Here is a 13,750-nt window from a genome sequence, read left to right as displayed (position 1 = left end):
TGCTTGTCCGGCAACGACCTGCTTGTCCGGCAACGACCTGCCTGCCCGGCGACGACTACCCGCCCAGCAACGTCGCCAGCCGCGGCGAGTACGCGTGGTCCAGCACCAGCGACGCCGCACCGACCGCGCCCGCGTCCTCCCCGATCAGCGCCGAGTGCACCTCCACCGGCCGGGCCCGCGCCGCTCGGACCTGGCCCAGCAGCTGCTTGCGCACCCGCTCCCGGATGATCTCCCCGGCGTGCCGCAGCGCGGGACCACCGAGCACCACCCGGTCCACGTCCAGCACGCTCACCACCGTTGCCAGCGCCTGCCCGAGCCTGCCCGCGGCCTGCCGCAGCAGCCGCGCGGCGCTCGCGTCACCGCGCGCCGCGTCCCGGCAGATCCGCTGGTACGCGTCGGAGATCGAGGCCCCGCCGTCCTCGCCGCCCGCCGCGGTCCATTCGGCGACGACGGCCCGCATCGAGCAGTAGGCCTCCAGGCAGCCGCGCTTGCCGCACGCGCACTCCTTGCCGGTGCCGGTGGGCAGGTGCCCGACCTCGCCGGCGTTGCCGCTGATCCCCCGGTACACCTGGTCGCCGAGCACCACGCCCAGCCCCACTCCCGATCCCAGGTAGACGTAGACGAACGAGCCGGCGCGTTCCGCACCGCCGGACCACCGCTCCCCGATGGCCGCGGCGGTGGCGTCGTTGTCCATCACGACCGGCAGCCCGGCGCGCTCCTCCACCAGGTCGGCGAGCGGCACGTCGGGCCAGCCGGGCAGGTTCGGCGGGCTGAACACCCGGCGGTGGGTGTCGTCCACCGGGCCCGGCACGGCGAGCCCCACGCCGAGCACCCGCCCGTCCCCGGCCGCGGACCGCCGCACCAGGTGCCCGACGGTGCGGGCGAGCGCGCCGACGACGGCCTCCGGGGAGGCGCCCGCGGCGACCCGCCGGGTGCTGCGCGTCCGCACCCGGCCGTCCAGGTCCAGCAGCACCCCGGTGATCCGCTCCGGGTCCAGGTGCAGGCCCACCGACTGGTACGCGTCCGGCGCGACCCGCAGCATCACCCGCCGCTTGCCGCCGGTGGAAGGCGCGTGCCCGTCCTCGGTGACGAGCCCGTCGGCCATCAGCGCCCGCACGATGTTCGACATGGTCTGCGCGGTGAGCCCGGTCCTGCGGGCGAGTTCGACGCGGCTGACGCCGCCGTTCGCGCGGATCGCGTCCAGCACGACCGCGCGGTTGAACCCGCCCACCCGGGGGAGGTTGGTGCCCTGCCAGAACTCCTGCCGCATGCGGGGGCTCCCGAGGCGCTCGTGTCGTTGACTTGCTTCATCGAATGGAATTACGGTGCAGTGTGATCCTGATCTCACATCGGGCGCAAGCGCCGAGCGGGTCAGCTGATCGCGCAGCTCATCGAAGACCGGCCGGTCCCCGACCGGGGCGGCCGCGACGGCTACCGGGACGAGTCCCGCACCGGGAGGATCGATGCCTCGCCGACGATTACCCCTGGTCCTGATCGCCGCAGTGCTGGCAGCCACCGGCTGCGGCGGCGGGACGGCCGACGACCCGGACACGATCGACGTGGCCTACCACCGCTACGGGAACTCGACGCAGGTCGACGCGTTGATGCAGCGGGTGAAGCAGCAGTACGAGCAGGAGAACCCGGGCAAGCACGTCGCGCTGAACCCGGTGGTGGCCCCGGAGGGCGAGTACCTGTCGAAGCTGCAGCTGCGGATGCGCTCCGCGAAGACCGCGCCGGACGTGCTCTACGAGGACAGCTTCACCGTCAACTCCGATGTGGCCGCCGGCTACCTGGCGCCGCTGGACGAGCGGCTCGCCGGCTGGGCGGACTGGGACCACTTCATCGACACCACCAAGCAGGCCGGGCGCGCCGCGGACGGCCGCACCTACGGCATCCCGCTGGACACCGACACCCGCGGCATCTGGTTCAACCGCGACCTGTTCGCCCGCGCCGGGCTGCCCGCCGACTGGGAACCGGACGGCTGGGACGACGTGCTCGACGCCGCCCGCCGGGTGAAGCAGCGGTTCCCCGACGTGATCGGGCTGGACCTGCCGCTGGGCAAGGCGGAGGGCGAAGCGGTGACCATGCAGACGGTGCTGATGCTGCTGCACGGCACCGGGACCGGTGCGCTGCACGACGGCAAGTGGATCGCGCCGAACGCGGGCTTCACCGAGGCGATGCGCTTCCTGTCCACCGCCGTCGGCGAAGGGCTCACCCAGAGCCCCGCGCAGATCGCCGACGCCCAGTACGACAAGAAGCTCCGCGACGACCTCACGCGGCAGGGGAAGGTCGCGATGCGGTTGGACGGCAGCTTCGCCTCCGGGCAGTGGGAATCCGCGGGCTGGCGGGACTGGCCGGCGACCATGTCGGCCGCGCCGATGCCCGCGCAGGACGGCGGCGGCACGGTGTCGATGTCCGGCGGCTGGACGCTGGCGATGAGCGCCTCCGGCAGCAAGCAGGACGACGCCTTCGCGTTCCTGAAGATCGCGCTGAACCGGGACAACGTCACCGAGTACGCGCTGTCCTCCGGGAACCTCCCGTCCCGGGAGGACTCGGCGGCCGATCCGCGGCTCACCGCGGCGAACCCGCTGGTCGAGTTCTGGCTGGGCCTGCTGGAGGGCACGCACTACCGGCCGACGCTGCCGGAGTACCCGAAGATCTCCGAGGAGATCCAGCAATCGGTGCTCGACGTCGCGGGCGGCGCGGACCCGGAGCAGGTGTCCCGGCGGTGGACCGAGCAGGTGCGGCGCATCGCGGGCCCGGACGAGACCCGGGGCGGCTGATGCGCGCCGGGGTGCTGTCGCGGTGGATGCTGCCGATGGCCCCCGCGGTGCTGCTGCTCGGCCTGTTCGTGGCGGGTCCGATCCTGTGGAGCGGCTACGTCTCGTTCACCAACGCGGCGCTGACCGGGGCGGCGGCGACCTCGCCGGAGTTCGTGGGGCCGGCGAACTTCCGCCGCTTGTTCGCCGATCCGGCGCTGTGGCACTCGGCGTGGCTGACGGTGGTGTTCACCGTCGGCTCCGCGGTGATCGGGCAGAACGGACTGGGACTGCTGATCGCGGTGCTCACCCGGAACCGGAACCGGGTGCTGCGGAACGCGGTGGGCGTGGCGGTGGTGTCGGCGTGGGTGCTGCCGGAGCTGGTGGCCGCGTTCGCGCTGTACGCGTTCCTGAACCCGGAGGGCACGTTGAACGCGCTGCTCGGCGCGGTCGGGTTGAGCCAGGACTGGTTGTTCAGCGCGCCGCTGCTGGCGATCGTGGTGGGGAACGCGTGGCGCGGCACCGCGTTCTCGATGCTGGTGTACCAGGCGGCGCTGTCCGAGGTGCCGACCGAGCTCACCGAGGCCGCCGAGGTGGACGGGGCGGGGGCGCTGCGCCGCTTCCGGCACGTGGTGCTGCCGGTGATCCGCCGTTCGGTGCTGACCAACCTGATGCTGGTGACCTTGCAGACGCTGGGGGTGTTCACGCTGATCTACGTGCTCACCGCGGGCGGTCCGGGGGATGCGACGCAGACCTTGCCGCTGCTGATGTACGACGAGGCCTTCGAGCTGGACGAGATCGGCTACGGCGCCACGATCTCGCTGGTGCTGCTGGCGGTCGGCGCGCTGTTCGCCGTGGTGTACGCCCGCACGCTGCGGGAGGAGGTGTGAGCCGCCGGGGCGAGTCGGCGCTGGTCGGCTCGTTGCTCGGGGTGATCGCGCTGCTGTTCCTGGCGCCGCTGCTGTGGTTGCTCACCGCCGCGTTCGACGCGGAGGCGCCGCTGTCGGCCGCGGTGCCGCAGCGGTTCACGCTGGGGAACTTCGAGCAGGTGCTGAACTGGGAGACCAGCCTCCGTCCACTGTGGAACGGGCTGCTGCTGTCCGGCGGTGCCGCGCTGATCTCGGTGTCGGCCGCGGTGCTGTGCGCCTACCCGCTGTCCCGCTACCGGTCCCGGTTCCGGCGGCCGTTCCTGTACACCGTGCTGTTCGCGACCGGGCTGCCGGTCACGGCGGTGATGGTGCCGGTGTACAGCATGTTCGTCCGGCTGGACCTGGTCGATTCGATGTTCGGCACCACGCTGTTCCTGGCCGCGACCTCGCTGCCGGTGGCGATCTGGATGACGAAGAACTTCATGGACGGCGTGCCGATCAGCCTGGAGGAAGCCGCCTGGGTGGACGGGGCCTCGGCGATGCAGGCGCTGCGGTCGGTGGTGCTGCCGCTGATCGTCCCCGGCATGGGCGTGGTCGGGATCTTCACGTTCATCAACGCCTGGGGGAACTTCTTCGTGCCGTTCGTGCTGCTGCTGGACCCGGCGAAGCAGCCGGCCTCGGTGGGGGTGTTCGCGTTCTTCGGCCAGGGCGGGCTGATCGCCTACGGGCAGCTCGCCGCCTACTCGATCCTCTACACGGCACCGGTGATCGGGCTGTACCTGCTGGTGTCCCGGTCGCTGGGCGGGGCGTTCACGCTCACCGGGGCGATCAAATGACGTGTGCGGGAGCGGAAGTGGCACGAGCGGCGAGGGGATGATCTCCACTCGCCGCTCGTCCACCCGCAGACCCCAGAACTCCCGGAGCACCGTCCATCAGGCTCGTTCCTTCTCGTCGATCGCTCCCCGGTGGGCCGAGCCGAGCTCGCCCTCCGCGCGGGGCGCGGGAATCCGCACCTCGTGGTCGTCCTCGTCGTCGTGCCGGTCCGGTGCGAGCAAGACCATCACGATCGCGATCAACGCCAGCAGCAACAGCGCCGCACCCGCCATGACACACCTCCTCCCCTCGTGATCCGTTGTTCTTAGGACGTGCGGGGTGCCCGGCGGGTTCCGTTCCGGCGATCCATTTTTCGGAAGTTCCGGACCGATTCGCCGGTTTCGCGGAGTGCGGCCGCGATGAATCCGCAGAATTGCGGATTTTCTCCCGGAAACGCGGAAGGGGGGGGCCCCCCCCGGCCCCCGGGGCGCCCGGGGGGTTGGGGGGTGGGGGCCCGCGTGCAAGCGGATGTTGGGCTTTTTTGCCCCCGCACCCGGGGCGGGCCCCCCGGCGCACGGCGGGGGGCGGCCCTTCTCGGGGTCGTGCCGGGTCAGGCGACGCCGAGGCGCTGCTTGAGCGCGTCGAACTCGTCCCGGATGGAGGAGGGCAGGTCGTCACCGATGGTGGCGAACCACTCCTCGATCAGCGGGATCTCGGCCTTCCACTCGTCGACGTCCACGTGCAGCGCGATGTCGACATCCTCGCGGGAGGTGTCCAGCCCGGACAGGTCGATCTGGTCGGCGGAGGGAACCCGGCCGATGGGGGTGTCCTCGGCGGCGGCGGTGCCCTCGATGCGCTCGACGACCCACTTGAGCACGCGGGAGTTCTCCCCGAAGCCCGGCCACACGATCTTCTTGCCGGACTCGTCGCGGCGGAACCAGTTCACGTAGAAGATCCGGGGCAGCTTCGACGCGTCCGCCGACTTGCCCATGTTCACCCAGTGCTGGAAGTAGTCGCCGACGTTGTAGCCGATGAACGGCAGCATCGCCATCGGGTCGCGGCGCACCACGCCGACCTGGCCGGTGGCGGCGGCGGTGGTCTCCGAGGACATCGTGGTGCCCATGAAGACGCCGTGCTGCCAGTCGAACGACTCGTTCACCAGCGGGACCGTCGTCTTGCGGCGGCCGCCGAACAGGATCGCCGAGATCGGCACGCCCTGCGGGTCGTCCCACTCGTCGGCGAGGATCGGGCACTGCGACATCGGCGTGCAGTAGCGCGAGTTGGGGTGCGCGGCCTTCTCGTCCGAGTCGGGCGTCCAGTCCCGCTGCTTCCAGTCGGTGAGGTGCGCGGGCGCCTCGCCCATGCCCTCCCACCAGATGTCCTTGTCATCGGTGAGGGCCACGTTGGTGAACAGCGTGTTGCCCTGCTCGATGGTGCGCATCGCGTTCGGGTTGGTGTTCTCGTCGGTGCCCGGGGCGACGCCGAAGAAACCGGCCTCCGGGTTCACCGCGTACAGCCTGCCGTCCTCGCCGAAGCGCATCCAGGCGATGTCGTCGCCGAGCGTCTCCGCCTTCCAGCCGGGGATGGTCGGCTGCAGCATCGCCAGGTTCGTCTTGCCGCACGACGACGGGAACGCGGCGGCCACGTAGTGGACCTTGCCCTCCGGCGAGGTGAGCTTGAGGATCAGCATGTGCTCGGCGAGCCAGCCCTCGTCGCGGCCCATCGCGGAGGCGATCCGCAGCGAGTAGCACTTCTTGCCGAGCAGCGCGTTGCCGCCGTAGCCGGAGCCGAAGCTCCAGATCATCCGCTCCTCGGGGAAGTGGGTGATGTACTTCGTGTCGTTGCAGGGCCAGGGCACGTCCTGCTGGCCGGGCTCCAGCGGGGCACCCACCGAGTGCAGCGCGGGTACGAACGCGCCGTCGCTGCCGAGCTTCTCCAGGACCTTGGCGCCCATCCGGGTCATGATGTGCATGGAGGTCACCACGTAGGCGCTGTCGCTGATCTCGACGCCCAGCTTCGGCTCGTCGGCGTCCAGCGGACCCATGCAGAACGGGATGACGTACATCGTGCGACCGCGCATCGAGCCCCGGTAGAGCTCGGTCATGATCGCTTTCATCTCGTCGGGCTGCATCCAGTTGTTGGTGACGCCCGCGTCCTTGCGCTCCCGGGAGCAGATGTAGGTCCGCTCCTCGACGCGCGCCACGTCGGTCGGGTCCGAGGCGGCCCAGAACGAGTTGGGCTTCTTCTCCAGCCGGGTGTAGGTGCCCGCCTCGACCAGCTCGTCGGTCAGCCGCGTCCATTCCTCCTGGGAGCCGTCGCACCACACCACCCGCTCGGGCGTGGTCAGCTCGGCGACCTCGCGCACCCACGACAGCAGGCGTGCGTGATCGGTGGGTGCCTGGTCGAGACCTGGGATGGTCAAGGCGGTCATCGCTTCGTGTCTCCTGACTGGGCGCCACAGCCCGGAATGCTCGTCCGGCGGCGGCGGTGCCACCGGCGTGTTCAGAGAATGCTTCGCCCCACCCGCAGAACGGGCGGAGCTTGGAAAGGGATGCACCGAGGCTAACGGTGCCGGGCGCCCGCAATGGAGATCAGCTGTGTAGGTTCTCTCACAGGAACGATAAGGGGATCGATTCAGAACCCCGGTGACCCAGAGGTCTAGACGAAAATTCGGTCGCCCGCGCGCACGGATGACCAAGGATTTCCGGCGAAGCGGACAGCCCCGCGAACGAGAGGTGACGGCCGGGCGGACATCCCGTGCCGTTCGCACCCCGGACCGGACCGCGAAAAGCGCTCGGATTCCACCGGATAGGAGGAATTCGAGCGCTCGGCGTGGCGGGGGGACTCAGCTCCAGGCGGCGTCCGAATCGGAGCAGGTCGCGGGCCGTTCCTGGGCGACCTGCTGGGCCCGGTCCTGCGGCGGTTCCGGATCGCCGAACGTCCACGTCGCATCGTCGGTCGCGCCCACCGCCGGGTGCGGTGCGGGCACGTACCGGCCCTGCTCGTCGAGGGTGCCCTGCTCGACCACGGTCCACTCCCCTGCGCCGGTGTGGTGGGTGATGGTGACCTCGCCGGAGTCGCCGATCTCCACCAGCTGGTCGGCGGAGCCGTCGCCGTCCACATCGGTGACCAGCATCGTGCCGCGCTCGGTGGTGACCACCGCGGTGTCGGGGCGGCCGTCGTCGTCGGTGTCCTCGGTGGCCGGTCCGACCTGCTGCTCGCCGCCCGGGGCGTCGATGACCAGGGGCGCTCCGGCCGGGTGCCGCGGGTCGGCCGCGCCGGGGTGCTGCTCCGGCTGCTCGGCGACCCAGTCGCCGGTGGCGGCGTCGAAGCGGGCCTGGCCGACGACGGTGCCGTCCGCGTCCACGGTCTGCATCACCTCGGCGGAACCGTCGGCGTCCTCGTCGAGGTAGGCCACGTGGCCGTCCTCGGTCAGGATCGTGACCGCGTCGTCCACGCCGTCGCCGTCGAGGTCGTAGTTCGCCTCGGCGGTGTACTCCACGCCTTCGACGGTGACCTTGATGTCGCCGTCCCCGGCACCTGTCTCCTCGATGTACATCTCGACCCCCACTTCGGCCTCGGCTCACCTACGACGCAGCGTAGAGCCGTCCGGTTCCGCCGCGTCAGCCGCTCGACCGGGAATCCGGTGAGCGGGGGCGGTGTTGTGCCGGTCATGGTCGTTCGCATCGTCGCCACCGCGTTCGGTGGCCCGGAAGTCCTGTCCGCCGTCGACGCCGAGGTGGCTCCGCCCGGCCCCGGCCGCGTCGTGGTCGAAGCCCGCGCGATCGGGGTGAACCCGATCGACCACAAGCTCTACAGCGGTGCCTTCGGCTCCGACCCGGCGAAGCTGCCGCTGCCCGTGGGCAACGAGCTCGCCGGCGTGGTCACCGCCGTCGGCGAGGGCGCCACCGGGGCGGCCGGTCCGATCTCCGTCGGGGACGAGGTGGTGGTGCACCCCGCGCCCGGCGCCTACGCGGGCGAGGTGGACGTGCCCGCGAGCGCCGTCGTCCCGAAACCGGCCGGGTTGTCCTGGGAGAGCGCGTCCGGGCTGCTGCTCGCGGGCGGCACCGCGGTGCACCTGCTGTCGCTGCTCGGCGACGTCGAGGGCCGGACGGTGCTGGTGCACGGCGCGTCCGGTGCGGTGGGCGTGCTCGCCGCTCAGCTCGCGGTGGCCGCGGGGGCGCGGGTCGTGGGCACGGCGGGCGAATCCCGGCACGAGCGGCTGCGCGGGCTCGGCGTCGTGCCGGTGTCCTACGGGGACGGTCTGCTGGAGCGGGTGCGCGCGGCCGCGCCGGACGGCGTCGCGGGCGCGATCGACACCGTCGGCACCGACGAGGCGATCGACGTCTCGCTGGCGGTCGTGGCCCCGGACCGGATCACCAGCGCCGCCGCGTTCCACCGCGCAGCGGACGGGATCCGGCTCGTCGGCGGTGGTCCCGGCGCCGATCCGGGCACCGAGCTCCGCGCGGCGGCGTGGCAGCGGCTGCTGCCCGCGGCGGCCGCCGGACGACTGGAGCTGCCGATCGCGCGGACCTTCCCGCTGGCCGAGGCCGCGGCGGCGCACCGGTTCCTCGCCGAAGGGCACCCGGGCGGGAAGCTGGTGCTGCTGCCCTGACCCGGCAACCGGCACCTGCCAGTCGACACCTGTCACTCGACACCTGTCACTCGGCGCGGTCGCGGAGGCCGCGGATCGCGCCGAGCAGGTGCTCCGCGCGGTCCCGGCCGGTGCGGGTCTCGGCGAGGCGCTGCTCGGCGGTGTGCAACCGGCGGCTGCGCTCGGCGGCGTCCATCTTCAGCGCCTTGTCGACCTCCCGCAGCTCCGCCTCGATCGACTCGATGCGCCTGCCCAGCGCGTCGTCCAGCGCCAGCGACAGCTGCTGCTCCGCCTCGATGAGCTGTTCGGACACCAGCTGGTCCAGTGCGGAGCGCGCGTCCGCGATGGCCTCGGTGAGCCACTGCTTGAGGTGCTGCTTGTCCGCCGCGTGCTTGCGGGTGCGGGCCATCCACCAGCCGGCGCCGAGGCCCAGCACGATCGTCACCGGCAGCACCACCGGGTTCAGCACGCCCACACCGATCCCGGCCAGCGGCATCGCCGCCGCCCGGCCCACCCCGAGGCCGCCGGAGATCCCCATGAACACCAGCAGCTTGTCCTCGGAGGTCGGCGCCCGCTTGTCCGGCGGCCGCAGCGCGATCGGCGACTGGGCGCCGCGGGCGAACTGGGAGCGGATCACGTCCAGCTCCTCCGCGGAGAACAGCTCCGCCAGCGACACCTCGGCGACCTTCGCCAGCCGCGCCGACAGCAGTCCGGACACCCGCGAGGACACCATCTGCAGCGCGGTGTCCACCTGGTGCGGCAGGGCGGCGAGCGCGCCGTGCTCGGCGAGGTCGATGGCGCGGCGGAACCAGCTCTGCACCTCCCGCATCTGCCGGGTCACCTCGTGGCTGACCTCGACCCGGGTGCGCTGGATCTCGCCGCGCAGCTTCAGCTGCCAGCCGCGGGTGGAGGAGCGGCGGGAGGCGGTGAGCTCGTCGCGGCGGGCGCGCAGCGATTCGGCCTCGTCCTCGCCGACGGTCAGCGCGCGCTGCTCGGCGGCCAGCCGCACCGCCAGCTCACCGAGCACGGTGGACAGCGCGCGCATCGTGTTGGCCTCGCCGAGCATCGCCGCCCGGCCGCCGACCAGCTGCTCCAGCGCGGAGCGCAGCTCGGCCACCCCGGACCGCTCCCGCAGCATGGTCGCGGCCTGCTCGTTCGGCGCCTGCGCGGCGAGTTCCCACAGCCGCGCCGACACCGGGTGGATCGGCACGTCGGCGAACCGCGGGGCGTGCTCGGCCAGCAGCGCGCGGTTCTCCTCCAGCACCCGGCGCCAGCCGCGGTGCTGGTCGGTCTTGGCGAGCGCGAACACCACGGTCTCCACCCGGTCGGCCGCGCCGTGCAGGAAGTCCAGCTCGCCGCGGGTGAACGGGGCGGAGGCGTCGGCGACGAACAGCAGCGCGGTCGCCGCGGAGGCCGCTTCGGCGGCGAGCTCCCCGTGCACCGAGTCGAGGCCGCCGACCCCCGGGGTGTCCACGACGGTCAGCGCGGCCAGCACGTCCAGCGGAGCCTCGATCCGCAGGTGCCGCGGCGGCAGCTCGCCCGCGGGCGGGGTGGTGCGCGCCGAGGACCACGCGGGCAGTTCGGCCACCGCGAACTCCACCGGCTCGGCGTCGGCCGGGTAGCAGGCGAGGCCGCGCCACTGCTCGCCGTGCCGGAACTCCAGGTACGTCGACGTCGCCACCGAAGCGTCCACAGGGGACAGTCCGGGGGTGTCCACGAGCGCGTTCACCAGGGAGCTCTTGCCGCGGTTCGTCTCCCCGACCACGACGACGCTCGGCACCACCGGCCGGGACCGCCGCACCCGGTCCGCCCAGTCGGCCGCGTCCGGGTCGACCTCCCGCAGCAGCGCGAACAGCCGGTCCCTGGTCTGCTTGACCTGCTGGGGCAAGGTGGCCGCGGCCACGGGCACCCCGGTCGTCGCCGGACCGGCCGAAGTCATGCGCACGCTCCTGTCGCTGCATCGGGCACCGCGCTCGGCGCCGGGCTGGTCCGCCGGACCGGACCGGCCGCGGCGCGGCCGTGAATGTACCGCCCGCGAGGCCGCTCGCGGTCCGCTTCCCGCGCGGTCCACCCGACCCGACGAGCCCGGCATCACCTGACCCGACGAGCCCGGGGCCACCCGGCGCGACGAGCCCGGGTCCACCCGACCTGCGGCGCCCGGAGCCGCCCATCCGAGGAGCCGGGCACCATCCGGCCCGAGGAGCCGGGCATCACCCGACCTGCGGCGCCCGGAGCCGCCCACCCGAGGAACCCGGCACCACCTGACCCGAGGAGCCCGGCGCTGTCCCGAGGAGTCCGGCGTTCCGGCCATCCGGTCGGCGGGGATCACCTGGTCGGACCCGGCCGGGCCGTCCGGCCGGCGCCGGGCCGCTGCCCTCGACCGATCGGCCGGGTGCGCCGGACGGTCCTTGGCCGGATGTCTTAGCGCGGCCGAGCCGCACGGCCGATCCGCGACCGGGGGGTGACCAGCGATTCTGGTGTCACCTCGGAATGCGGGGCTCGGTCACCGGCTAGGAGGAACGCCATGCTCACCACTCTCACCACCCTCGGCACCGTCGCCGGACTCGTCCTCGCGCTCGCCGTGCTGCTGCTGATGTCGGTGAGCTCGGTGCTGCCCGACCTCGCCGAGCGCGCGCCGGAACGCCGGGCGGCCCGGTCCCGGTCGGCCTCCCGGTCGGCGGGTTTCCGGTTCAGCTCGCCGCTGGTCCCGGGCGCACCTGGTACACGGTGACGACCGGGGCGCGCAGCACCTGATCGCGGTCGGCGAAGCCCGGTACCTCGGTCTCGGCGACGAGCCCGTCCAGCGCCGGATCGTCGGTCGCCACGGTGCCACCGGCCTCGTGCCGCGCCGGGTCGAACGGCAGCCCTTCGGGACGCAGCCGGGTCACCCCGACGCCGTCGAGGCCTTCGGCGATCCGTTCGGCGACGCCGCTGCTGCGGGCCCGGTCCAGCGCGTACAGGCACAGCCTGATCAGCTCGGTGCGTTCGGACAGCGCCTGGTCGAGCGGGTCGATGCGCACGGCGGTCATGTCAGCCCCCAACTCGGCGTCCGGTTCCGCGGGTTCCTCCGCAGCCGGTTCCGACGCGGCGGCCGCCCGCTCGGTTCCACGATCGAGTGAAGATCGTCGTCGAAGCCAGTCCCGCACCGCCGCGCCCTCCGCTCGCCCGCCGCTCAGCCCGGTGCCCGGACCTGGCCGGGCTGCAGCTGCTGCCAGATCAGGAAGTACGCCCGGTGCACCACGAACGCGACGCGGCTCTGCGCGGGCGTCGCGCCGAACGACGCGAACGACCGCCACCAGCTCGCCCGCTCCAGCGCGTACTCCACGAGCTCCTGCTGCGGCCGGCCCGCCAACCCCAGCTGGGCGCCGGGATCGGCGCTGCCGCCGATCCGCAGCACCTCGGCCGCCAAGTCCTCCGGGAAGCGCACCGCCCCCGAGGTCACCAGCGTCAACGCTTCCAGCACCCGCAGCTGGTGCGCCTCCCGCCTGCTCAGCAGCACCTCGATCGCGTCGTGCACCCGCTGCCGCTCGCCCGCGTCGCCGGACGCCTGCGCCAGTGCCGTCACCGATGCCAGCGCGGCCGCCGCCTTGATCCCGTCGGCGCGCGCCCGGAACACCTCGTCCAACCGGCCCAGCACCCCGGCCAGGCCCGAGCTGTCCAGCAGCGCCCGCCGCAGCGCCCCCGCCGTGATCTCCGGATCGTCCGCGAGCACCGCGAGCGCCCGCCGCACCCCGTACAGGTCCAGCCGCTCCAGCAGCCGCTCGCGGGCCCGCTCCGGGACCGCGCACTCCCAGCCGGTGAACAGGTCCGCCGACATCAGCATCGTCAGCCGGTCCGCCTCGTCCAGCTCCGCCAGCGCGCGCAGCGCCTCCGCGTCCGCCGCGCCGAACCCGCCGGTCTCCGCGGTCTCGGCGAGCAGGCCGATCACCGGCAGCACCTCCGCCACCCGCGGCCCGAGCAGCGCGGCCTGCTCGGCGGCCAGCGACTCCGCCGCCCGCCACACCTCGCCGCCGGAACCGGGCACCGAGTCCGGTTCGACGGTGTCCGCCTTGTTCAGCACCGCGATCGCGTTCGCCGGACCCGCGTCCCGGCTCGCGGTGGCCGCGGTGAACGCGTCCAGCGCCAGCTGGTCGTCGGCGCGCACCGCCTGCGTCACCACGTACAGCACCGCCTCCGCGCCCGCGACGGCGCTGCGCGACACCGGGTCCAGGTCGTCCGGCTCGCGGGCGCCGAGCAGCTGCTCGGTCCGCGCCACCGACGCCGCGTCCAGCGAACCCAGGCCCGGGGTGTCGATGACCGTGAGGTCCCGCAGCACCGCGTTCGTCAGGTACGCCTCCAGGTGCGACACCCGCTCCGGCTCCACGCCCAGTTCGGCCGGGATGCCGCCGTCGGTGTCGAACGGCACCGCCTGCTTCGACCCGTCGTGGAACACCACCTCGACCCGGTCCACCGTGCCGTACTGGAAGCGGGTCACCAGCCGGGTGCACTCGCCGACGTCGGTCGGCGCCACCCGCCTGCCGATCATCGCGTTCACCAGCGTCGATTTGCCCGACTTGATCCGGCCTGCCACCGCCACCTGCAGCGGGGCGGACATCCGGTGCAGCACCTCGTCGAACCCGGCGGCGGTGCGCTCGCAGACCTGGCCGCGCAGCCCCGCGCACATCCGCGCGACCGACGCCGACAGCGGACCCGCCCAGCGCTGCTGCTCGACCGGC

At 73.0% G+C, this 13,750-nt stretch carries 12 protein-coding genes; 5 read left to right on the top strand and 7 right to left on the bottom strand.

From position 1 onward, the window contains the following. Positions 1-55: 55 nt before the first annotated feature. Positions 56-1,270, bottom strand: a complete 1,215-nt coding sequence (locus tag AC29IT_RS06470; protein WP_358445049.1) for an ROK family transcriptional regulator — start codon at positions 1,268-1,270, stop codon at positions 56-58. A 193-nt stretch (positions 1,271-1,463) separates the two neighbouring features. On the opposite strand from AC29IT_RS06470, the gene AC29IT_RS06465 reads away from it, so the two are divergent. Genes AC29IT_RS06465 through AC29IT_RS06455 form a run of 3 tightly spaced genes read left to right on the top strand, consistent with a single transcriptional unit; the run spans position 1,464 to position 4,464 of the window. Continuing rightward, positions 1,464-2,783, top strand: coding sequence for an extracellular solute-binding protein (locus AC29IT_RS06465; protein WP_488218133.1), 1,320 nt, complete (start codon positions 1,464-1,466; stop codon positions 2,781-2,783). Continuing rightward, complete coding sequence (locus AC29IT_RS06460; protein WP_488218132.1) at positions 2,729-3,649, top strand: carbohydrate ABC transporter permease; 921 nt, start codon at positions 2,729-2,731, stop codon at positions 3,647-3,649. Before AC29IT_RS06465 ends, AC29IT_RS06460 begins: the two co-directional genes overlap by 55 nt. Beyond that, on the top strand, positions 3,646-4,464 hold the full coding sequence (locus AC29IT_RS06455; protein ID WP_358445057.1) for a carbohydrate ABC transporter permease: 819 nt from the start codon (positions 3,646-3,648) through the stop codon (positions 4,462-4,464). Before AC29IT_RS06460 ends, AC29IT_RS06455 begins: the two co-directional genes overlap by 4 nt. 96 nt (positions 4,465-4,560) lie before the next feature. On the opposite strand, the gene AC29IT_RS06450 is transcribed toward AC29IT_RS06455, so the two are convergent. The 3 genes from AC29IT_RS06450 to AC29IT_RS06440 form a co-directional block, all read right to left on the bottom strand. Next, positions 4,561-4,734, bottom strand: a complete 174-nt coding sequence (locus AC29IT_RS06450) for a hypothetical protein (RefSeq protein WP_358445060.1) — start codon at positions 4,732-4,734, stop codon at positions 4,561-4,563. A gap of 317 nt (positions 4,735-5,051) precedes the next feature. Then, on the bottom strand, positions 5,052-6,872 hold the full coding sequence (locus tag AC29IT_RS06445; RefSeq protein ID WP_358437322.1) for a phosphoenolpyruvate carboxykinase (GTP): 1,821 nt from the start codon (positions 6,870-6,872) through the stop codon (positions 5,052-5,054). A 414-nt stretch (positions 6,873-7,286) separates the two neighbouring features. Beyond that, entirely contained in the window at positions 7,287-8,012 is a 726-nt protein-coding gene (locus AC29IT_RS06440; RefSeq protein WP_488218131.1) for a DUF6802 family protein, read from the bottom strand. A gap of 102 nt (positions 8,013-8,114) precedes the next feature. On the opposite strand from AC29IT_RS06440, the gene AC29IT_RS06435 reads away from it, so the two are divergent. Next, entirely contained in the window at positions 8,115-9,056 is a 942-nt protein-coding gene (locus tag AC29IT_RS06435) for a quinone oxidoreductase family protein (RefSeq protein WP_488218130.1), read from the top strand. A gap of 46 nt (positions 9,057-9,102) precedes the next feature. Here the strand turns inward: AC29IT_RS06435 and AC29IT_RS06430 are convergent, their stop codons facing one another. After that, positions 9,103-10,974: a dynamin family protein gene (locus tag AC29IT_RS06430; protein ID WP_358437331.1), complete on the bottom strand. Its 1,872-nt coding sequence runs from the start codon at positions 10,972-10,974 to the stop codon at positions 9,103-9,105. Positions 10,975-11,559: 585 nt separating this feature from the next. Here AC29IT_RS06430 and AC29IT_RS06425 point away from each other — a divergent pair. After that, complete coding sequence (locus AC29IT_RS06425; protein ID WP_488218129.1) at positions 11,560-11,766, top strand: hypothetical protein; 207 nt, start codon at positions 11,560-11,562, stop codon at positions 11,764-11,766. On the opposite strand, the gene AC29IT_RS06420 is transcribed toward AC29IT_RS06425, so the two are convergent. Further along, positions 11,726-12,181 (bottom strand): nucleotide exchange factor GrpE, encoded by a 456-nt coding sequence (locus AC29IT_RS06420; RefSeq protein ID WP_488218128.1) that lies wholly within the window; start codon positions 12,179-12,181, stop codon positions 11,726-11,728. The genes AC29IT_RS06425 and AC29IT_RS06420 overlap by 41 nt on opposite strands. A 26-nt stretch (positions 12,182-12,207) precedes the next feature. Then, complete coding sequence (locus tag AC29IT_RS06415; RefSeq protein WP_488218256.1) at positions 12,208-13,698, bottom strand: dynamin family protein; 1,491 nt, start codon at positions 13,696-13,698, stop codon at positions 12,208-12,210. Positions 13,699-13,750 lie beyond the last annotated feature (52 nt).

It is taken from the genome of Saccharopolyspora sp. MMCC62, from assembly GCF_057736575.1.
This window is presented reverse-complemented; position numbering and strand designations above follow the sequence as displayed.

What these genes read in the sequence shown, in the direction of transcription:
- AC29IT_RS06465 (WP_488218133.1), top strand. Translation starts at nt 1,464, where the DNA reads ATGCCTCGCCGACGATTACCCCTGGTCCTGATCGCCGCAGTGCTGGCA.
- AC29IT_RS06415 (WP_488218256.1), bottom strand. Translation starts at nt 13,698, where the DNA reads ATGTGCGCGGGGCTGCGCGGCCAGGTCTGCGAGCGCACCGCCGCCGGG.
- AC29IT_RS06435 (WP_488218130.1), top strand. Translation starts at nt 8,115, where the DNA reads ATGGTCGTTCGCATCGTCGCCACCGCGTTCGGTGGCCCGGAAGTCCTG.
- AC29IT_RS06470 (WP_358445049.1), bottom strand. Translation starts at nt 1,270, where the DNA reads ATGCGGCAGGAGTTCTGGCAGGGCACCAACCTCCCCCGGGTGGGCGGG.
- AC29IT_RS06445 (WP_358437322.1), bottom strand. Translation starts at nt 6,872, where the DNA reads ATGACCGCCTTGACCATCCCAGGTCTCGACCAGGCACCCACCGATCAC.
- AC29IT_RS06450 (WP_358445060.1), bottom strand. Translation starts at nt 4,734, where the DNA reads ATGGCGGGTGCGGCGCTGTTGCTGCTGGCGTTGATCGCGATCGTGATG.
- AC29IT_RS06430 (WP_358437331.1), bottom strand. Translation starts at nt 10,974, where the DNA reads ATGACTTCGGCCGGTCCGGCGACGACCGGGGTGCCCGTGGCCGCGGCC.
- AC29IT_RS06425 (WP_488218129.1), top strand. Translation starts at nt 11,560, where the DNA reads ATGCTCACCACTCTCACCACCCTCGGCACCGTCGCCGGACTCGTCCTC.